Origin of the sequence: Faecalibacterium sp. BIOML-A4 (assembly GCF_009679665.1) — a bacterium.
GTDB lineage: Bacteria > Bacillota > Clostridia > Oscillospirales > Ruminococcaceae > Faecalibacterium > Faecalibacterium taiwanense.
In genome coordinates, this window is record NZ_WKZG01000024.1 from 1 (window position 1) to 19,739 (window position 19,739).

General features: G+C 56.0%; 16 protein-coding genes and 1 pseudogene. 3 read left to right on the top strand and 14 right to left on the bottom strand.

The window, feature by feature from the left end; genetic code table 11:
- The 13 genes and pseudogenes from GKG34_RS14120 to GKG34_RS14180 form a co-directional block, all read right to left on the bottom strand.
- Positions 1-203: pseudogene (locus tag GKG34_RS14120) on the bottom strand (ATP-binding protein); the annotation flags it as partial.
- A gap of 140 nt (positions 204-343) precedes the next feature.
- A complete protein-coding gene (locus tag GKG34_RS14125) occupies positions 344-1,066 on the bottom strand; it encodes a replication initiator protein A (RefSeq protein WP_173015263.1) in 723 nt (240 codons plus the stop codon).
- 631 nt (positions 1,067-1,697) lie between these two features.
- Positions 1,698-2,033, bottom strand: a complete 336-nt coding sequence (locus tag GKG34_RS14130) for a hypothetical protein (RefSeq protein WP_005922736.1) — start codon at positions 2,031-2,033, stop codon at positions 1,698-1,700.
- Between the two features lie 1,328 nt (positions 2,034-3,361).
- Positions 3,362-4,033, bottom strand: a complete 672-nt coding sequence (locus tag GKG34_RS14135; RefSeq protein WP_243139279.1) for a hypothetical protein — start codon at positions 4,031-4,033, stop codon at positions 3,362-3,364.
- Positions 4,034-4,125: 92 nt separating this feature from the next.
- Positions 4,126-5,040 (bottom strand): type I phosphomannose isomerase catalytic subunit, encoded by a 915-nt coding sequence (locus GKG34_RS14140; protein WP_015537557.1) that lies wholly within the window; start codon positions 5,038-5,040, stop codon positions 4,126-4,128.
- Between the two features lie 120 nt (positions 5,041-5,160).
- On the bottom strand, positions 5,161-6,846 hold the full coding sequence (locus GKG34_RS14145) for a phospho-sugar mutase (RefSeq protein WP_154256621.1): 1,686 nt from the start codon (positions 6,844-6,846) through the stop codon (positions 5,161-5,163).
- 44 nt (positions 6,847-6,890) lie between these two features.
- Positions 6,891-7,571, bottom strand: a complete 681-nt coding sequence (locus GKG34_RS14150) for a YesL family protein (protein WP_005922719.1) — start codon at positions 7,569-7,571, stop codon at positions 6,891-6,893.
- Positions 7,572-7,608: 37 nt separating this feature from the next.
- The gene (locus GKG34_RS14155; RefSeq protein ID WP_154256623.1) at positions 7,609-8,799 is read right to left on the bottom strand and encodes a glycosidase; all 1,191 of its coding nucleotides are present in this window, start codon (positions 8,797-8,799) and stop codon (positions 7,609-7,611) included.
- On the bottom strand, positions 8,786-9,967 hold the full coding sequence (locus GKG34_RS14160) for an AGE family epimerase/isomerase (RefSeq protein WP_154256625.1): 1,182 nt from the start codon (positions 9,965-9,967) through the stop codon (positions 8,786-8,788). The genes GKG34_RS14155 and GKG34_RS14160 overlap by 14 nt, the downstream gene beginning before the upstream one ends.
- A 140-nt stretch (positions 9,968-10,107) precedes the next feature.
- Positions 10,108-11,127, bottom strand: coding sequence for a glycoside hydrolase family 130 protein (locus GKG34_RS14165; protein WP_154256627.1), 1,020 nt, complete (start codon positions 11,125-11,127; stop codon positions 10,108-10,110).
- A gap of 116 nt (positions 11,128-11,243) precedes the next feature.
- Entirely contained in the window at positions 11,244-12,098 is an 855-nt protein-coding gene (locus GKG34_RS14170) for a carbohydrate ABC transporter permease (protein WP_097777013.1), read from the bottom strand.
- Between the two features lie 16 nt (positions 12,099-12,114).
- Positions 12,115-13,062, bottom strand: a complete 948-nt coding sequence (locus GKG34_RS14175) for a sugar ABC transporter permease (protein WP_005922707.1) — start codon at positions 13,060-13,062, stop codon at positions 12,115-12,117.
- Positions 13,063-13,133: 71 nt separating this feature from the next.
- Positions 13,134-14,546, bottom strand: coding sequence for an ABC transporter substrate-binding protein (locus GKG34_RS14180; protein ID WP_097777014.1), 1,413 nt, complete (start codon positions 14,544-14,546; stop codon positions 13,134-13,136).
- 410 nt (positions 14,547-14,956) lie between these two features.
- On the opposite strand from GKG34_RS14180, the gene GKG34_RS14185 reads away from it, so the two are divergent.
- Positions 14,957-15,943: a LacI family DNA-binding transcriptional regulator gene (locus GKG34_RS14185; RefSeq protein WP_097777015.1), complete on the top strand. Its 987-nt coding sequence runs from the start codon at positions 14,957-14,959 to the stop codon at positions 15,941-15,943.
- Between the two features lie 161 nt (positions 15,944-16,104).
- Here GKG34_RS14185 and GKG34_RS14190 read toward each other — a convergent pair whose 3' ends face one another.
- Positions 16,105-17,217 (bottom strand): SGNH/GDSL hydrolase family protein, encoded by a 1,113-nt coding sequence (locus GKG34_RS14190; protein WP_097777016.1) that lies wholly within the window; start codon positions 17,215-17,217, stop codon positions 16,105-16,107.
- Between the two features lie 273 nt (positions 17,218-17,490).
- On the opposite strand from GKG34_RS14190, the gene GKG34_RS14195 reads away from it, so the two are divergent.
- Together GKG34_RS14195 and GKG34_RS14200 are read left to right on the top strand one after the other, a co-directional pair.
- Entirely contained in the window at positions 17,491-18,420 is a 930-nt protein-coding gene (locus GKG34_RS14195) for a 1,4-beta-xylanase (protein WP_113621305.1), read from the top strand.
- Entirely contained in the window at positions 18,417-19,496 is a 1,080-nt protein-coding gene (locus GKG34_RS14200) for an SGNH/GDSL hydrolase family protein (protein ID WP_154256629.1), read from the top strand. The genes GKG34_RS14195 and GKG34_RS14200 overlap by 4 nt, the downstream gene beginning before the upstream one ends.
- Positions 19,497-19,739: the final 243 nt, after the last annotated feature.

Sequence of the window (19,739 nt, forward strand, 5' to 3'; positions counted from 1 at the left end):
CTACATAGCGGTGTGTGGTGCATCTGTGGGCTGCGGCCATTGTCGTTTTCAAACTTCCAGTCCAGCATTGCCGGGTCTGAAAAACCCTCTGCTTTCAGCCGCCGTACACGGTCAAGGTGTTTTTGCTGGTTGATAAGGGCTTCCTGCTTTTCTCTTTCCGTGCGCTGGCAGCTGCATTCGACAGGGTGTTTGTTCTTGCTCATCAGAGCGACGCCTTTTGCGAAGAACGCTTCTTTTGGGGTATGACATTTTCCGCAATAAAGCAGACCGTCCTTGCCATAATAATCCTCAGTGTTTTCGGGAATACTGGAAACGGACTGTTCTAGAATTTTCTCAATCGTCTTTATAGGCTTTCTCCTTCCTTGAATGTGTAGTCCGGGATGCCCGGTGTCGATTTTTGTTCTGTTTTCTGCCGTTTTGCCCAGATGCGCAGGGTAGCGGCATGGTCGGCGTACTTTCTGCCGGTGGACTGGATATAAGCTGAAAGCTGCTCGATCAGATCATCCAGCCCGGAAAAATCGGCTTTGAGCCGCTTGTAGTCTTTTTCCGTCAGAAAAACATTTCGATATTCTCCGAACATCAAACGAGTGCCATTGGTTCTTACTAGGTGGTTATCTTTCAGGTTGTTCTTATTACGTTGGTTAGGTGTGCATTTTTGCGCAATCATACTGCTCGTTTCTGCACAGTCATGCTCGGCATTTTTGCATACTGTGACAGCGCAATTTTGCGTAGTATACGGAACCATGAGCAGAATGCGGCTAGGTTTGGAAAAGCCGCTGCGGACACGTTCCACGAGCTGTGCATTTTCCAGTTCGGCAAAAGCGCGTGTTATGCTGGAAATGCTGCATCCCAAATCTTTTGCAAGACTGGAAAGCGGATAGAGTACATAAATGCGACCCTGCGCATCGATCCAGTTGTTCTTTTGAGAAAGAGTTGCTCGGTCCAGCAGCAGGGTGTAGAGCAGCTTTGCTGTGTGGCTCAGGTCTGTATCCAGCAGAAAGCGGGCATAGGGTAGATATCGCGGTAAGGGCGTAGTGACAGTCAGGTGGTCGGAAATAGAATTCACCTCCAGCGTTTTATATCAAAAAATGGCGCAAAGGTTTGCACTTCTGCTCCGGGCAAGCTGACAGGCAAAGATTTGTGAATTTCTGCCCGCAGCTCGCTCGGCTTTTTCAGTGGGCCATTTTGACCCACTGATTCCGTTACGGGTAAAATCAAGTGCCGGGTGGCGGCACCTGATTTTCAGCCAACCTTGAAGTGTTACAGGTGGAATCAGGTTGTCATCTTGGCAACCTGATTTGCAACGACATTGCAGCGTTACAGGCAGAATCAAGTGGTCATTTTGACCACTTGATTTTTACGGAGTGGGAGTGACGTGTTACAGATAAAACCGGAGTTATCAAAATGGGAACTCCGGTGGCTCTGCCACGGATGCAATCAAGTTATCATTTTGATAACTTGATTTTGATACGGCTACAATCAAGTTCCCGAAGTGGGAACTTGATTCGGCAGGAGTTGCAAATCAAGTTACGGAAAGCGTAACCTGATTTCAGATAATCGCCCAAATTCCCATTTTGAGGATTTGGGCGTGAGCAATTAGGCGTTACGGTATTTTGGTACTTCCCAGAATGGGAAGCACCACTTTACGGGATAAAGGTGAGCGTGGATAAGGAACTTGACAAACTTTATCAAGCTCCTCAAAGAGAAGCGTGAGCCGTTACTTTACGCTTGCGGTAGTCTTTCTGCCGACAGGCGTTGCTGCAATATCTGGCATCCGCCCGAATCGGCAAGAACTGCTCACCACAGCAAGGGCAGGTGTAGGCTCCGCGCTCAATGCGCTTTTTAAGACTTTTTCGCAAGTTCAGCATCCGGTGACCGCAGGTCTGGAAGCTGCAATATTTGCGGTTCCGGGTCTGGGTGTAGATGACCTTGCGGCAGCATTCACACTGGATTCTGTGCACACTGGGGTCACCGTCAATGAAATATTCCATCAGGGTGTCCTGATTTTCACGTTCCCATTGTTCTGTTGTCATAGGCATCCTCCTTTGGCTGTTACAGGTGTGTGGTGGATAATGAAAAGCATTATTTGCCCCAAATGTTACGGGTATATGGTGGTTATCAAAATGGTAACCACCACTTTCACACAATAAAGCGTTACGATTGTCTGGTTGGTGATCAAAATGATCACCAACTAAAATCTGTGCGTTATGGCTGGGTGGTAAGTGGACAATTTGTCTATTTACCACTTCCAAGTGGTGAGTTACGGTTTTCGTAACCCACCACAGAGTGACCGTGTTACGGTAATTTGGTAAGTACTGAAAAGCAGCACTTACCAGATTTCACCGTGGCTTGACAAAATGTCAAGTCGAGGTTAAGCGTAACATGGATAGAATCAATGTGTTCAATTTGAACACATTGAACGAGCTGTAACGTAGAAGATGTTTCTGGTGAATGACGCTTTGTGTCATTCACCACATCAACTGGCCATTTTGACCAGTTGATATTGGGTGTGCCGTTCTCCCTGCATGGATTTCCTGCCCCCTTCCGGCGGCGTTTTCCGGCTCGCTCTTGCGAGGTCTTTGCCGGGTATCCCATGCAGACGGTCTTTCGATTTTCAAGGTGCGGTGCTGGATCTGGCAATAAAAATCGCCACACAACAACCGAAACCTGACCATCCCTTCCGGGATGGCCTTGGTTCGGGTTCGTTATGTAGCGATAAGAAAGTCAAAAACTTGCTCCGGCTCCTTCAGGAGCCGAGCTGGAACTCTAAGTAAATATGTTATATTAAATTGTTGGAATAGACTACCACAAAAATCGAGCTGTGTCAACAAAAAGATTTGAAAATACGCCACTTTCGGCGGGTTGCAAGAAAAGGCGATGAAAACTTTGGCAAAAAGAGAGAGGGCTGGACGGTACCGGCCCCCTTGTGGGTCATAATGCCTTTAGAGGATAAGATGCACGGTCAGCGCAATTTTGTGCTGAATGTCGGGTTTGGGAGAAGCCCAACAAGCGTTTTTGAATTCGGATTTGTAAAATCTGATTCAAAAATTGCGAGTTGGTACCGGCTTGCCCTGCTTGCTGCGGATGCAAACACGAAAATTTTCTAAGAAGAAAAATAACCGTCCACTTCAAGTTGAACTTAAAAACGGATGGTCTCAATCGCAAAATGTTTTTCAAATTTGGGAAGCGCATTGAGAGGCTTCATAGTTGTTGCAAGCAGGGCAGACGTATATACAACGTCTGCATCTGCAAGCAATGTGTCTGTCTATACAAACACCATTTGCGTTGCAAAATGCTTGTTGGGAACACCCAAACCCTTGAACTGCACCGTGCCGATGCAGGCTATATGCTCTCGCAATCCTCAAACCAGCTTCTCCCACAGTGCATTCAATGCGGCAGCAGTATCCGCATCCATGCCCTCGTTCAGGCGGCGAGCAGCGTACCAGAGGGTAGAGCTTTCGCTCTGCACATTGGCAAGGGCGGTGTCTTGCAGCGGCAGAGCAAAGTCTGCCACCGACAGAACGTCTCCTTCCGCCGGGTCGGTGCCATCCAGCGTCTGGAAGCAGCCATACCGCTGCTCTATGGCGGTGGGGTCGTCCACGATAAACAGGGTGCTCTCGCACAGATAAAAATCAGAGTTCAGCTTGTCCTCGCTGGACTGCATCAGCCGCTGCAGGGCGGCATCCTGCGTTTCAAAGTCCAGTGCCAGCCAGATGCCCTTTACCGTGACCTTCACCTTGCCATCGCCGTTCACGTCCCCGGCAAGGGCTTCCAGCTGGGTCTCCAGCTGGCTGAGAAAGGCAATGTCTGGGTCGGTGCGGCTCACCACTGCCACAGCGTAGTCCGGCTGCACCTCAGTGACCCGGTTCCAGACAAAATACCCCACCGCCAGCAGGGCAGCAGCGATCAGCACCACATAATACCAGTGGTAGTGCCACCAGTTGGCGCGCTGCTGCGCCGGGGTCAGGGGAGGGGGCGTTTCTTGGATCAGGTCTTCGGGTTTGATATCCCGTTCGTAGCGGTAGGATGCCATGGCTGTGTCCTCGTTTCGTCTGTTTTTCAGCATCTATCATAGCACAAATTCCCGGGCAGCGGCAGACTGCCCGGGAATTTTTCATGCTTTATTTACACCCGGGTACGCAGGCACTTGAGGTCTGTGCCGGTTACGGCGTAGGCCCCGGTGCCAGCGGGCAGGAACAGGCTCTGCCCCTTGCGGATGGGCAGGCTTTCGCCGGTGGCGGTCTCGGTCAGAGTGCCCTTGCCTTCCAGCACCAGCAGGGAGGTGAAGGAGGTCTCGTCGCAGACATCCTCAAAGCCACCCTCTACGGCATCCACCGTGAAGTAATCACACTGCGCCAGATGGCCGTGGAAGTCCTGCGCTTTCGGCGGCTCCCGGAGGGTAACATCCAGTGCCTGCGGGATGTGCAGCTGCCGGGGCTTGCCATCTGCGCCCAGACGGCCGTAGTCGTAGATGCGGTAGGTGACGTTGGAGTTCTGCTGGATCTCTGCCACCACGATGCCCTTGCGGATGGCGTGCAGCGTGCCGGAGGGGATGAAGAAGCAGTCCCCCTTGTGCACCGGCACGGCGTTCAGCACATCGGTCAGGGTGTTATCCTGAATGCGGCGTTCAAACTCCTCCTTGCTGATCTCATGGGTGAAGCCGTAGTAGAGGGAGGCACCCGGCTCTGCTTCCAGCACATACCACATCTCGGTCTTGCCGTACTGGTGCTCGTGCTCCAAAGCGTATTCATTGGAGGGGTGCACCTGAATGGACAGGTCCTTTTTGGCATCAATGAGCTTGGCAAGTACGGGGAACTCACTGAACTTTTCGCAGTGGGTGCCAAGGCAGCCGGGGTGGGCGTTGATGTACTGCTGGAAGGTGGAGCCGTCCGGCAGGTAGCTGGGGCCGTCCGGGTGGCAGGACAGCATCCACGCCTCGCTCAGGGGGTGTAATTCGCTCTGGATGCCGTACTCGGTGCGCAGCTTTTCGCCGCCCCAGAGGTAGTCTTTGCAGCTGGGAGTAAGTTGAATCGTTTTCATTTTATATACCTCGAATATGCCTGAAATTGAACACAAAAAGGCGATTTTTCCGAAAGAAGGGTGCAAAAAAGCTGCCCCGTCCATTTTTCGGCAGGAACGAGGCAGCCAGTTTGCAGGGGATTATGCTTTCAACAGGGCAGCGGCAGCTTTGCCAAGGGTGTCATTGATGGCATCGGCTGCTTCTTCGGTGGGAGCAACGGCAGAGAGATACACCTTGATCTTCGGCTCAGTGCCGGAGGGGCGTACCATCAGCTTGGCACCGCCCGCCAGACGGAACTCCAACACATTGGCCTTGGGCAGTCCGGTGCCGGCGGTGTTGTAGTCCACCAAGCTTTCCACGGCCATGCCGCCGATGGCGGTGGGCGGAGTCTGCCGCAGCTGCTTCATGATGGCGTCCATGGTGTGCATTCCGCTTTCGCCCTCAAAGGCGAAGCTATGCAGGGCGTTGCGGTAGCAGCCAAACTCGGCGTACAGCTTATTGATGGCATCCAGCAGGGTCATGCCCTGCTTTGCGTACCATGCGGCGGCTTCGCACACCAGCAGGGTGGCGTTGACGGCGTCCTTGTCCCGGACGTGAGCGCCGGACAGGTAACCGTAGCTCTCCTCAAAGCCAAAGATGTAGCGGTCGGCTTCACCTGCGGCTTCCAGCAGACCGATCTGCTCGCCGATGAATTTGAAGCCGGTCAGGGTGCGGCGCAGCTCCACGCCGTACTTTGCCGCCACCGGTGTGGCCATATCGGTGGAGACGATGGTGGTCACAGCCACCGGATGCTCCGGCATGGTGCCCAGTGCCTTGCGGGTGCGGCAGATGTAGTCCAGCAGAATGATGCCCATCTCGTTGCCGGTGATGAGCCGGTAGCCGCCCTTGCCGTCGGGCACGGCGGTGCCGCAGCGGTCACAGTCCGGGTCGGTGCCCAGCAAAAGATCCGGGTGCACTTTGTCGCACAGCTCCAGACCCTTCTGCATGGCTTCCCGGATCTCCGGGTTCGGGTAGGGGCAGGTGGGGAAGTTGCCGTCCGGCTTTTCCTGCTCCGGCACCACGGTCACATGGGTGACACCCAGCTTTGCCAGCAGTTTTTTCACGCATTCCAGACCGGAGCCGTTCAGCGGAGTGTACACCAGCTTCAGGTCGGCGGTGCCAGCCCCATCGCCCACACGCTGGGCATAGACGGCATCCACAAAGTCGTCCAAGCATTTCTCGCTGCTGTATTCGATCTTGCCCTCGGCAAGGGCTGCGTCAAAGTCCGCAGGCTGTACGGCAAAGCAGTCTACTGCTTCAATGGCGGAAAGGATCTTTGCCGCCACCTCAAGGGTGATCTGGCAGCCGTCTGCGCCGTAGACCTTGTAGCCGTTGTACTTGGCGGGGTTGTGGCTGGCGGTGACGCACACACCTGCGCCGCAGCCGTAGTACCGCACCGCCCAGCTCAGCGCCGGGGTGGGCTCCAGACGGGGGTAGATGTACGCCTTGATGCCGTTGGCAGCCAGAACAGCCGCCGTTTCTTTTGCGAACACATCGCTCTTGATGCGGCTGTCGTAGCCGATGGCTACCTTTTTGGGCAGGTCAGAGTCGTTCAGGTAGTTGGCAAGACCCTGCGTTGCCTTGCGGATGTTGTAGACGTTCATCCGGTTGGTGCCTGCGCCGATCACGCCCCGCAGACCGCCGGTGCCGAATTCCAGCTCCCGGTAAAAGCGGTCGGTGATGGCATCCTCGTCCCCTGCAATGCGGTTCAGTTCATCGGCAAGGTCGGCAGGCATCCCGGACTGGGAAAGCCAGCGGTCATACTGCTGTTTTACTTTTTCTTCCATAGAATCACACTTTCTTCCAATAAGGACAGTTTCGGTGCAGACGATCATTGCACGCTGTCCTCCGTGTCAGGTTCTTCTTCCGGTTCCTCTTCCTTGCGCCCGGCTTTTTCCAGCTGAGCAAAGGCGGGGCGCATCAGGCTTGCCATGCCAAGGGCAGAACCTGCGCCGCCGATGAGCAGCCACAGGGGCAGCAGATAGACGAACCACGCAGGGGCGGCTTTTGCCAGCAGAGGAAACCACGCCAGAAAAGCCAGATTCCCCACAGTGGGCAGCAGGTTTGCAAGGGTCATGCGGCCGCTGTCTGCCAGCACCGGCAGAACGCCGGGATAGGTGAACCGTGCCAGCAGGGCAAAGCCCCAGCTGCCGCAGCAGCCCGCCAGCACCAGCAGCAAAAAGGACGCTGCCGCCAGAATGCCGGTGCTGGGGGTGTCCTGTGCGGTGGCGGTGCGCAGCCCGGTGAGGGCGGCAAAGCCTGCCAGCAAAAGCACCAGCCACAGGGCAGTAGATTGCTTAAAATCCCGCTTGAACGCCTTGAAAAAGTCGGTATGGACGGTGTAGTCCTCCTTTGCCGCCATCTTGTTCACCACCGTGAACAGCCCCAGGGTGGAGGCTCCGGCAGTGACGATGGGCAAACAGCACACCAGCCACAGAAGGTTGGCAAAAAGCAGATCGCCGATCTTCCCCATAGTGCGGTAGAAGGGGCTGTCGATGTTGGTCTTTTTCATGGCGTTTCCTTTCGGGCGGAGGTCTCAGAGGGGCGGTTTACTCGCCGATGCTCTTGAGGTACTCCAGATTTTTGTCGATGAGGGCGCACCGCTGCTTTACGCAGTCCACGCTGCGCAGCGGGTCGGCGGGGGTGTTGAAGGCGAAGTCCAGCAGTTTGTCGATGGTGGTAGAAGCTACATGGAGACGGGTATCGCTGGCTGCATAATAAATATACACGCTTCCGTCATCGTCTGCAATCGCGCCGTTGGTAAAGACCACGTTGGAGACATCGCCCACACGCTCCCAATCCCGGGGAGCGATCAGGAAGCCGGAGGGCTCCGCGATCACCTTGCTGGGGTCGTCCAGTGCGGTGACGAATACATAAATGACGTACCGCAGCCCGGCGGCGGTATTCCGCACGCCGTGGGCAATGTGCAGCCAGCCCTTTTCGGTCTTGATGGGGGTGGCACCCTCGCCGTTCTTTGCCTCGGTGATGGTGTGGTAGCGGCGGGGGCTGGTGATGATCTCCTCGTCAATGACGGCGTGGGTGATGTCCTCGCACAGACCAAAGCCTACGCCGCCGCCGGAACCGGTGTCGATGAAATCATCCATGGGGCGGGTGTAGAAGGCGTACTTGCCGTTGACAAACACCGGCAACAAATCCACATTGCGCTGCTGGGGGCTGCGCTTGGTGACAAGGTTCGGCAGACGCTCCCAAGTCTTGAGGTCTTTGGTGCGGACGATGCCTGCGGCAGCCACGGCAGCGGACAGGTCATTCACGCTGTTGTCCTTGCTCTCGGAGCAGAACACGCCGTAGATCCAGCCGTCCTCGTGCTGGGTCAGGCGCATATCGTAGACGTTGGTCTCCTCCGGGCAGGTGTCCGGCAGCAGGATGGGCTTTTCCCAGAAGTGGAAGCCCTCCACCGGGCTGTCGCTTTCTGCCACGCCAAAGAAGCTCTTGCGGTCGTTGCCCTCGATGCGCGCCACAAGGTAATACTTGCCGTTCAGCTTGATGGCACCGGAGTTGAACACGGCGTTCACGCCCAGACGCTCCATAAAGTGGGGGTTCGTCTCCGGGTTCAGGTCGAACCGCCAGCTCAGCGGGATGGATTCGCGGGTCAGCACCGGGTTTTCCCACCGGTCATAGATGCCGTTGTAGAAATCGGTCTTTTTGTTTTTGCGGGCCAGGTAGGCATCCTGCAAAGCCTTCTGGCGCAGGTATTCGGGGTGGAGTTTAAACTGTGACATCGGGATTCCTCCTTATCAGTTCCATGCACATTCTGCCGTTGTGGTAGGGGCACTTCCACGGCTCAAGGATGGGCTTGCGGCTGGACGGTTTTCCGTCTGCGTCCACCTCCCAGAACCATTCACTGCCGGGGCGTTTGTCCACCATCACGTTGCAGATGTAGTGGTAAATATCGGCGGCGGCATCGCGGTATTTTGCATCGCCGCTCTTGTTGTATTCGTTCACGAAGCCCAGCACGGACTCAGCCTGCACCCACCACACACGGGTGGTGTTCACCTTGCCGCGGTCGCACTCGTTGACCACCGAGTGGTCAATGTAAGCTTCCTTGTAGATGTGGGCGGCAAGGTCGGAGTTGATAGCGTGGATGCGCTTGGAAAGCGCTGCATCGCCCAGCAAATCGCAGCCCCAGTCGATGAGCCAGCTGGACTCGATATCGTGGCCATAGCTGTACAAATCGATGATAGAGTTGTAGTGCTGGTCAAAGAACACCAACTGCCGGTGCAGTTCCGGGCTGTAAATCTTGTGCTCGTAGATGTCAAGGATGCGGCGCAGGGCTTTTTCCACCTCCGGGTCACGGCTTGCCTGATAAAGCCCGGCGTAACCCTCGAATACATGGAGCAGGGTGTTCATGGTCTTTGCCGCCATGACACCGTTTTCCGAGAGCTTTTCGTTGCTCTCCGGCTTCCAGTCGATGGTAAAGGCCTCCAGATAGCCCTCGCTGTCGGTGCAGTGCTGCTCGATGAGATGAAAGATCTTTTTTGCGTAGGTCAGCGCAACGGGGTCTTTGGTCAGCCGGTAGTAAGCGGAAAGGGCATAGATGGCAAAGCCCTGATTGTAGGTGTGCTTGGTGGTGTCCTGCGGCTTGCCGGTGTAATCGCAACTCCAGTACACGCCGCCGTTTGCCTCGTCGTAGCAGTTTTTCAGGAAGAACTGGTAGGCGTGGCGGGCATCCTCGACAAGGTCTGCCCGGCCGATCAGCATGGCAGCCTCGGAGAAGAACCACAGAATGCGGCTGTTCAGGATGCAGCCCTTTTCGGCTTTTTTATCCAGCTTCAGGTCAAAATCCATGTAGCCGTAAAAGCCGCCGTTTTCCTCGTCCCGCAGCCCTTTCCAGAAGGGAATGATAGTTTGCAGCAGCATTTCTTCTGCTGCCTGTTTGATGGAAGACATAATACAGAACTTCCTTTCTGTACAAAGTAAAACCCTCTCGGTCACGGCTTGCGCCGTGCCAGCGCTCGGTAGGGGACGTAAAACCTCTTTTTGCAGAGATGGCGATGCGAAGCATTGACAGAGAGGGTTGCGCTTGACGCTTAGCGGATGCCCACCTCGTGATCGGTGGGGCCTGCGTTATCGTGGGTCTTGATGTAATCCACCACCTCGTCTACGGTGGTGAAGGCCAGACCGACATAGCTGTCGGCGCAGCCATAGTACAGAGCGATGCGGCCGGTGTCGGCATCCTGCAGGGTGGCGCAGGGGAAGCAGACGTTGGGCACGAAGCCGCGCTCCTCATACCACTTTTCCGGGGTCAGCAGGAAGTTGCCGCAGCGGTACAGTACCTTGCTGGGCTCGTCCTTATCCAGAATGGCACCGCCGATGGAGTAGACGAAGCCATTGCAGGTGCCGGTAACGCCGTGGTAGAACAGCAGCCAGCCCTCGCTGGTCTCAATGGGGGCAGCACCGCCGCCGATCTTCACGCTCTCCCACCAGTTGGAGCCCTTGCTCATCACATGGCGGTGACGCCCCCAGAACTCCATATCCGGGCTCTGGCTCAGGAAGATGTCACCAAAGGGGGTGTGGCCGCTGTCAGACGGGCGGCTCAGCAGGGTGTACATCCCGTTGATCTTGCGGGGGAAGAGCACCGCATTCCGGTTGAAGGGAATGAACGGATTCTCGATGCGGACAAAGGTCTTGAAATCGGTGGTCTTGGCAATGCCGATGGACGCACCGTAGAAATCCTGACACCAGATGATGTAGTAGGTGTCCTCGACTTTCACCAGACGGGGGTCGTAGGCATACACCGGCATGAATGGCTCACCCTTCTCGTTGACGAAGGGAATCTTGTCCTTGTCGAAGGTCCAGTGGATGGCGTCCTCGCTGTGGCCCAGATAGATGTAGGGCACACCGTTGACCTGCTCGCCGCGGAACACGCCAATGAACTTGCCCTCGTACGGCACGACCGCACTGTTGAAGATGCGGGCCACGCCCTCCACCGGGTTGCGGTCGATGATGGGGTTCTCGCTGTACCGCCACACCGGGCCGGTGGCATCGGCGGGCTTTTCCTGCCAAGGAATGTTGGGCAGGGCGTCGCAGAACATTTTTACGTTGCTCATAATCAAAAACTCCTGTAATAGAAGGTTGTTGTTCTTTTCTGCCACACTCTCCCGGCTCCCTGCACAGAAGCCGGGAGAAGCAGCAGATGATGAAGGAGAAAAAGTGGATAGCGATTTTAGCCTTTCACCGCACCGGCAGCCATGCCGCTGTAGATTTGATCCTGACACAGCAGGAACACGATGAGGGCGGGGATGATGGTGATGATGACACCGGCGCAGATGTAGTTGTACTGGTTGCCCATGGGGCCGGAGAACACATACAGCGAGGTGGCCACCACCTGATACTTGGTCTTATCCTGCAGGTACAGGTTTGCCATGTAGTATTCGTTGTAGGTGGACACACCCTTCAGGATGGCGCTGGTGACGATGGCGGGCTTGAGCAGGGGCAGCAGGATCTTGAAGAACACACCAAAGTAGGTGCAGCCATCCAGAATGGCGCTTTCGTCCAGCGTGGGGGAAAGGTTCTCGAAGAACTGCAGGAAGATATAGATGGTGATAACGTCCGTGCCCATCATCAGGATGATGTAGCCGGGCATGGAGTTCACCAGATGCAGAGCCGTCATGATCTGGTACACCGTGACCTGCGAGGCGATGCCGGGGATCAGGGTGGCGATGGTGAACAGGTTGCGGATCAGCTTGTTGCCGGGAAACTTGAACCGGTTCAGCACATAAGCCAGCATGGCACTGATCATAATGCTGCCCGCCAACACGCAGATCAGGATGATAAAGCTGTTCAGGAACGCCTCGCCCATGTTGGCCTTGTTCCATGCTGTGATGAAGTTATCGAAGTTGAGCCAGCTCTTGGGCGGGGTGATAACGTTGGTGTTGGCGTACTCTTCCTCACTTTTGAAGGCGGTGAAGATGCAGGATACGATGGGCACCAGTGCCACAAAGGCAGCGAAGATGAGCAGCGCATATTTGCAAATGTTGATCAGAACACGTTTGGTCTTGATCGCAGTGGTTTCGTTCATACGTTCTGCCTCACTTTCACTTGGTTACGCCGCTGCTGCGGTTTTCCAGCCATTTTTCCACAGCCTTCTGGGCGTAGGTGACGATCACGATGAGCAGCAGCAGAACCACAGCCATGGCGGATGCAAGACCCACCTTCTGGTCGGTATGGGCGATCTTATCCATGACCACGAAGTAGGTGGAGGTGTTGAAGCCGCCGCCGGTGACAACATAGGGCATCTCGAAGGCGGACAGTGCGCCGGACACCGAGATGATGAGGTTCAGCACCACGATGGTGCTGATGGAGGGCAGGATGATGTCCTTGAAGCGGTGCCATGCGTTGGCACCGTCGATCTCAGCAGCCTCGTACAGCACGGGGTCCACAGAAGCGATAGCACCGATGAACATGACGATGTTCTGGCCGATGTATTTCCAGATGGAGCAGGCCACCAGCACGACGTTGTTGATGGACTCATCCCGGAGCCAGAAGGGCAGCTTATCTACGTTGAAGCCCACCCAGCTCAGCAGGGTATCCAGCACAAAGCCGTGGGTGAAGAAGAACTTGAAGATGAAGCCCACCGAGATGCCGCAGATGAGGCAGGGAAAGTACAGTGCACCACGGAAGAACTTGCTGCCCTTGCACTTGAAGCTCAGGATGGTGGCAAACAGCAGCGCCAGCGCCATCTGCACCACGGAGCCTACCATGTAGTAAAGGCTCAGGCTCAGAGCGTGGAAGCAGTCTTTGCGGGTAAAGACCGAGATGTAGTTCTGCAGACCCACAAAGGTACGTCTGCCGATGTACTTCATTTTGAAGAAGCTGAACTCCACCATTTTGAAGAAGGGCAGATAGGTAAACATGAACAGCAGCACCAGCGGAACGAACAGGAACACCAGCGTGACGATGAGCTGCTGGCCACGCATACTGTGAAAGTATTCGCTGAAGCTCTTGCGCTTTTTAGGCGCGGATACGGTTGCGGAAGATGCCATGTAAAAGACCTCCTTTCACCAAAAGCAGGGCGGACACGGGCCCGCCCTGCTGATTTATAATGATAGATCGCTTACTGCGGTGCGCAAGCATCCACAGCTGCGTCCCATGCGGCGTTCCAGTCGGCCACGATGTCGTCCAGAGTCTCGTCGCCGTTGATGCCAGCCTCCACCACACGCATGACGTGGGTCTGGTCGGCATTCAGCATCAGCTCAGCCTCCTGCTGCACCTCGGTGGCAAGGTCTGCCAGCTCTGCGGGGGCGGGGGCATCCTCGACCAGGTCGATGCCGTCAAATGCCTTCAGGGTATCGGGGTATTCCTGGCTCTTCAGCACCGGCACACCGCCCTGATCATAAGCAAAGTTGGAGCTTTCGGTCAGCCACTTGATGTAGAGCATGGCAGCCAGCTTTTTGTCATCGGTGGTGTTCTTGTTCACACCGTAGCAGTAATCTGCACCTGCGCTGGCGTACTGGGTACCCTTGACGGTGATGGGGAACGGCATATAGCCAATGTCGTCGGCGTGGTCACCGGCGGCCTGCATCTGCACGATGGCCCAGCTGCCCAGAACCATGGCACCGATCTGGCCGTTATTGATGCGGGGCTTGGAGCCCTCCCAGTCGGTGGTGGTGGGGTCGGCCTCGGTCAGACCGCGCTTCACTGCTTCGTACAGGATGTAGTACACAGCGTAGGGACCCATATCGTCCGCACCCAGAATGCCCTTCTGGAACGGATCCTTGGTCTGGGGCATGGTAATGTTCATCCAGTCCGGGTCACCGGTTGCGCCGCCGCTGGTGTAAGCATCCCATGCGGTCATGGTCCAGCCGGCGGCGTAGTTGGTGTACAGGGGATCAATGGAAGGATCGTAGTCCTTGATCTTCTGCAGGTCATCCAGGAACTCGTCCGGGGTCTTGGGCAGGGTGGTGATGCCGGCAGCCTCAAAAACCTTCTTGTTGTAGATGATGCCCTGTGCATTGCCGGTGGAGGGGATGCCGTACACGCTGCCGTTATAAGCGCGGTTGGAAGCGAAGTTGTAATCGTTCTCAATGTCGCTCAGTGCGCACAGAGGCTCAAAGTAGTCGCCCAACTCGGTCAGGGGGATGTTGGTGGGGATCATGCACAGATCACCCCAGTCGTTGGAAGTCAGACGGGTGGTCATGTCGTTGGCATAGTCGGTGATGCCCTCGTACTTGATGGTGATGTTGGGATACAGCTTCTGGAATGCGGCAACGTAGCCGTCAAAGGTGCCGTCATCGATGAGGTCGGTACGGTGGCTGATGATCTTCAGGTCAGCCTTCAGGTCGGTGTTGTCGGTGCCCACGGTCAGCTCATTGTAAGCCTTTGCACCGTCTGCGCTGGCAGCGGAACCAGCGGTGCTGCCGGTGGAGCCGGCGGTAGAAGTGCTGCTGCCGCCGCAGGCGGCAAGAGCAGAGGCTGCGGCCAACACACCAGTGACCTTCAGGAAATTGCGGCGATTGATCTTACGCATAGGGATATCCTCCTTCTTTTTGTGGAACCCTTTTCCGTTTTGCGAAAGCTAAATTTAGCTTTGATTAGCTAACTGTTATCCTTCGCTTTCTGTGGTTTAAGTATATTCCTTTTGAGATTCACTGTCAATATTACCAAAAAGATTCGGTGTTTTGGTGGCAATTCGGCAATTTTCTTGTGAAAACTGACCTGTAAATCCGGGATACATCACGGATTTTGAACTTAAAATAATAATTTAATTAACTTTTTACAATAAAATTAACTTAAAGATCGCTTAGCCTAAGGCTGATTTTGCACTTTTTAACTGGCTTTTCATTGACGAAACGACTAAAAACTGCTATGCTAACCATAAAGTTAACCGGAACGTTATTTACCTCATTCTAAAATGAAAGAAGAAAGCTGGTCAGGAACATGGCAAAAGCAGTACGCATGGCCGATATCGCGCAGCGGCTGGGCATCAGCACCGTGTCCGTCTCCAAGGGTCTGGCAGGCAAAGAAGGCGTCAGCGCCGAGATGCGGGCAAAGATCCTTGCCGTTGCCGAGGAGATGGGCTATCAGCCCCCTGCCCGGGCGCATACACAGCCCGGCGGCGAGAGCATCGGTATTCTGGTGGCAGATCGTTTTTTCAACGAGAACGCCTTTTATTCCAATCTGTACCGGGCGGTGCTTAAATGCGCCGCCGAGCAGGACATCTCGGTGCTGATGGAGATCGTTCTGCCGCAGGCAGAAAAAAGCTGCAATATGCCCTCCTTCCTTGTAAACCGCAAGGTGGACGGCCTCATCTTTATGGGCGAGATCAGCCGCCGCTACCTTGCCACAGCGGTGCAGACGGGCGTGCCCTTTATGCTGCTGGATTTTTACGATGATGCCATTGCCGCCGACTGCGTGCTCAGCGATAACACCAGCGGCAGCTATATGATGACCGAGCATCTCATCTCCACCGGGCGGCGGAACATCGGTTTTGTGGGCAGTGTGCTGTCCACCAGCTCCATCATGGACCGCTATCTGGGTTATGTCAAAGCCCTGCTCCGCGCCGGGCTGCCCATCCGGGACGACTGGCGGCTGGAGGATCGGGACGACCGAGGGCTCTTTATTCCGTTCACCCTGCCTCACGAGATGCCGGAAGCCTTTGTCTGCAACTGCGACGAGGTGGCCTACAATCTGGTGGAGACCCTCAAGCGCAACGGCTACCGTGTGCCGCAGGATGTGGCAGTGACCGGCTACGATGACTACCGCTATTCCACCATCTGCAGCCCCCAGCTGACCAGCTACCGGGTGGACTTGGACGGCATGGCAAAAACGGTGGTGGCGCAGCTGCGCCGCAAAATGGCGCATAAGCCTGCCGTTGCCCCCACCGTCATCGTGCCCGGCGGCTTTGTAAGAAGAGAATCTACCTGATAAAAAAGGGGTTGCTGCACAAACCTTCGTGCAGCAACCCTTTTACTATGGTACTATTTTGAATGGCCGCCGCTTTGCTCTGGCCATCTTCAGTGGAAAATATAGTTTGTATTTTGGGATACCGGAGCGTCTGCGGACGCTCCGGTATCCCGTTTTCACTTTTAGAGGATCGTTTTCAAAAAGGCAGTCAGAACCTTTGCCGCCTGCCGGTGGCTTTCTGCGCCGGGGTGCTGCCGGGCACCTACCGTTTCCGGTGTGGTGTTGGGCAGCTCCAGCAGATAAACAGAGTTGTCTCCGGTAATGGCTTTGTACTGCTCCGCGCCCTGTCGCAGCACCGGCAGCAGCTCACTGCCCAGCATCCCGATGCACCACACCAGCTTTGCCCCGGGGTTCTTTGCCCGGAGCAGGGTCAGAAAATGCTGCACACCGTTTGCCACCTTTTGGGCGTCCGCAGGATGGAAGTCTCCGTTGGAGAGCCGCCGCAGCTGGTGGGGCTTGCCGGTGGCAGGGTCTGTCCATGGCGGGTTATCGAATGCGCCGGTGTCGTTGGTGCCTAGATTGACGATGACGGCATCCGGCTGCCATGCGGCAAAATCGTTTTCCTGCTGTGCACCAAGGGCGGCGTTACGCTGTCCCATGGCTACGCCGCACACCCGGGTGTAGTAGGGCGGCAGGATGTGGCGCACGTCGTTGTCCCATCCAGACACGATGCCCCAGCCGCTTTGCGAGATGCAGCGGTATTCGGCACCCAGCGCATCGGCAGTCAGGCGACCGTAGTGGTTTTCTGCCGAGAAAAAGGCTCCCACCCAGTCCTCCTCCGGTTTGGCTCCGATGGCACCCTCTCCGCTGGTGATGCTGTCCCCCACAAATTCCAGCCGATAAACCGGCTCCGGCAGGGGCAGAAATTCGCCGTCTGCATATTCCAGCCCGGTGATCTGCAGCAGGTGCGCCGGGTCATCGTGCATGGCCTGCACATCCTTCAGCAGCCGGACGTGCTTCGCCTTGCCCGGCGTCATGCCCCGGAACAGGCACACCCGGCTTTTGCCGGGGTTCACGGCAAACCGTGCCACCCATGCGCCATTCAGTTCCACGCTGACCCACGGCTCTACCACTTCATAATCGGCGAAAAGATCCACCCACAGCTCACTGCCGGTAAATTCCAGTTCTATGCCGCTGGCTGTCCAGAACAGGGTCAGCGGGTCACGCCCGGTGTGCCGCCCCAGTGCCCGCACCTGCGGCAGTTGGGTCAGCGCTGCGGTTGTAAGTTGCTCCATTTTCCGTTCCCTCCCGTTGGTTTTGCCCGAAGCATAGCAGATTCCACCCAAAATCGCAAGCTAAATCTGTAAGCTAAATAAAACCTAAAATTTAGTTTAGCCTTTGCACCTCCCGGTGTAGGGGCTTTTTTCGGGTCAGGTTGACCAGTGCTTTGCCCCTCTCCTTGTGCCATACGCTGAAAATGAAGCAGCATATTGACCGAATTGCCAAAACTGCACTATACTTATTGTGCAATCTGACGTTGATTTTTGAAAAAAGACGAGGAAAATGTCATGGAGCACGAACACAACTTTTACGGGGTGAACTTTGCACCCTTTCCCCACAGAGGCGTGTTGAGCAGCGAGAACGCCCACCGCAGTATGGCAACTATGGTGGAAGCTACCGCCGCCAACTGGGTCATTCTGTCGCCCTCTGGAATACAATCTGACCCTTATAGTGAGGAAATCAACTGGAACACTAATGCCACCCCCACAGACGAGGAGCTATGCGGTGCCATCCGCTTTGCCAAGCAGTTGGGCTTGCAGGTGGCGTTGAAGCCTACCGTCAACTGCGCCAACGGCGTGTGGCGGGCGCGCATCAGCTTTTTTGACCACGATGTGCCCTGCGAGACCCAGTGGGGCAGATGGTTTGCCAGCTACACCGCCTTCCAGACCCACTACGCTGCTCTTGCCGAAGCCGAAGGCTGCGGGCTGTTCCTGACCGGGTGCGAAATGACCATGACCGAGCACCGGGAAGCAGAGTGGCGTGCTCTCATTGCCGCTGTGCGGCAGCAATATCACGGACCGGTGAGCTATAACTGCGATAAATACGGCGAGGACCATGTGAACTGGTGGGATGCGGTAGACTGCATCGCTTCCAGCGGCTACTACCCCCTGAAGGACTGGGAAAACCAGCTGGACCGCATCGAGGCAGTGAGCAAAAAATACAAAAAGCCCGTCCTCTTCAGCGAGGCAGGCTGCATGAACATCACCGGTTCTTCTGCCGTGCCCAACAACTGGGAGCTGAAGGGAACACGGAACGATCTGGAACAGGCCGATTGGTATAGTGCCATGTTTTCCGCCTGCGCCAAGCGTCCGTGGGTCATGGGCTTTGGCGTGTGGGACTGGCCTGCTGACTCCGGAACCGCCAGCGCCTATGCCGTGTCCGGACGTCCAGCAGCAAAAATTATCCATAGTGCATATCAGGGAGAAGTTTTAGAATGAACACGTCCAATTTTGCTCGCTTGAAAGAACTGCTTCGCCGTGCAGCAGCAGGGCAGGAACTGACCCTCGGTTTTCTGGGCGGTTCCATCACGCAGGGCAGCCTTTCCACCCAGCCCGGCAACGCCTATGCGTTCCGGGTGTACCAGTGGTTCGTGGATACCTTTCCGCAGTCGAAGTTCCACTACGTCAACGGCGGCATCGGCGGCACAGATTCTCTGTACGGCGTTGCCCGTGCCGTGACCGATGTGCTGATGTACCAGCCAGATTTCGTAGTGGTGGATTTCAGCGTCAACGATCTGGAAGTTCCCTTCCGGCAGGAGACTTACGAGGGTGTTGTCCGCAAGCTGCTTGCATGGCCCTCCCACCCGGCGGTGGTACTGTTGAATAACGTATACTACGATACCGGAGCCACCGCACAGGACGAGCACAACGCCGTGGGCGACCACTACGGCGTGCCACATGTCAGCATCCGGGACAGCATTTACAAGGATCTGCGTGCCGGTAAGTATGCCAGCCGCACCCTGCTCAGCCCTGATGGACTGCACCCAAACGATTACGGTCACGGTCTGGTGGCGGGGGAGATCATCAAGCTGCTGGAGGCGGTCAACGCCCACCGGGAAGAACCGGAGCAGGAGCCTGCCTTCCCGGCACCGCTCACCGCCAACGCCTACGAAAACGCCCGGCGGCTGACCATCCGGGAACTCTCCCCCAAGTTGGAGGGCTTCCGGGCAGACCCGGAGGAAAAGCTGGGGCATCTGGACCACTGGAAAAACGGCTGGGTGGGCCAGAAGCCCGGCGACAAAATCACCTTTGAAGTGGATGCCTCCTGCATTGCAGTGCAGTACCGCAAGACCATCCGCCGCCCGGCGCTGCGGGCACAGCTGGTGCTGGACGGCGACACCGCCCACGCCGCTGTGCTGGACGGTAACTTCGATGAGGACTGGGGCGATTGCCTGTATTTGCAGCCCATCCTCCACCATGGCGAGCAGAAGACCCATACCGTGGAGATCACCATTCTGCCCACGGAAGAAACCGCTCCCACGGAGTTCTACCTCATGGCACTGATCACGGCGTGAGGGTGAATGCTCCTTCCAGACTTGATTTTGGTGTGCGGCCACTCAAACCAATGCCGTCAAGCCGGTGGGGGGATAGAGCGATTTTGTTTGTCGGAGAGTAGGTGCACGGTTTCTGCACGGATTTTGCACGGTTTCAAACCGTGCAGAGGGGACTTCTCGGTGCAAAATCCGACAAAGGATGCAGAAGTTACCGGGTGAAAAATCACGTTGTTTTGATTAAAAACTACGATGACTCGAAACTTC

Bases quoted from the DNA above. Each gene is read 5' to 3' on its own strand.
- GKG34_RS14130 (WP_005922736.1), bottom strand. From the start codon at position 2,033: ATGACAACAGAACAATGGGAACGTGAAAATCAGGACACCCTGATGGAA.
- GKG34_RS14135 (WP_243139279.1), bottom strand. From the start codon at position 4,033: ATGGCATCCTACCGCTACGAACGGGATATCAAACCCGAAGACCTGATC.
- GKG34_RS14140 (WP_015537557.1), bottom strand. From the start codon at position 5,040: ATGAAAACGATTCAACTTACTCCCAGCTGCAAAGACTACCTCTGGGGC.
- GKG34_RS14145 (WP_154256621.1), bottom strand. From the start codon at position 6,846: ATGGAAGAAAAAGTAAAACAGCAGTATGACCGCTGGCTTTCCCAGTCC.
- GKG34_RS14150 (WP_005922719.1), bottom strand. From the start codon at position 7,571: ATGAAAAAGACCAACATCGACAGCCCCTTCTACCGCACTATGGGGAAG.
- GKG34_RS14155 (WP_154256623.1), bottom strand. From the start codon at position 8,799: ATGTCACAGTTTAAACTCCACCCCGAATACCTGCGCCAGAAGGCTTTG.
- GKG34_RS14160 (WP_154256625.1), bottom strand. From the start codon at position 9,967: ATGTCTTCCATCAAACAGGCAGCAGAAGAAATGCTGCTGCAAACTATC.
- GKG34_RS14165 (WP_154256627.1), bottom strand. From the start codon at position 11,127: ATGAGCAACGTAAAAATGTTCTGCGACGCCCTGCCCAACATTCCTTGG.
- GKG34_RS14170 (WP_097777013.1), bottom strand. From the start codon at position 12,098: ATGAACGAAACCACTGCGATCAAGACCAAACGTGTTCTGATCAACATT.
- GKG34_RS14175 (WP_005922707.1), bottom strand. From the start codon at position 13,062: ATGGCATCTTCCGCAACCGTATCCGCGCCTAAAAAGCGCAAGAGCTTC.
- GKG34_RS14180 (WP_097777014.1), bottom strand. From the start codon at position 14,546: ATGCGTAAGATCAATCGCCGCAATTTCCTGAAGGTCACTGGTGTGTTG.
- GKG34_RS14185 (WP_097777015.1), top strand. From the start codon at position 14,957: ATGGCAAAAGCAGTACGCATGGCCGATATCGCGCAGCGGCTGGGCATC.
- GKG34_RS14190 (WP_097777016.1), bottom strand. From the start codon at position 17,217: ATGGAGCAACTTACAACCGCAGCGCTGACCCAACTGCCGCAGGTGCGG.
- GKG34_RS14195 (WP_113621305.1), top strand. From the start codon at position 17,491: ATGGAGCACGAACACAACTTTTACGGGGTGAACTTTGCACCCTTTCCC.
- GKG34_RS14200 (WP_154256629.1), top strand. From the start codon at position 18,417: ATGAACACGTCCAATTTTGCTCGCTTGAAAGAACTGCTTCGCCGTGCA.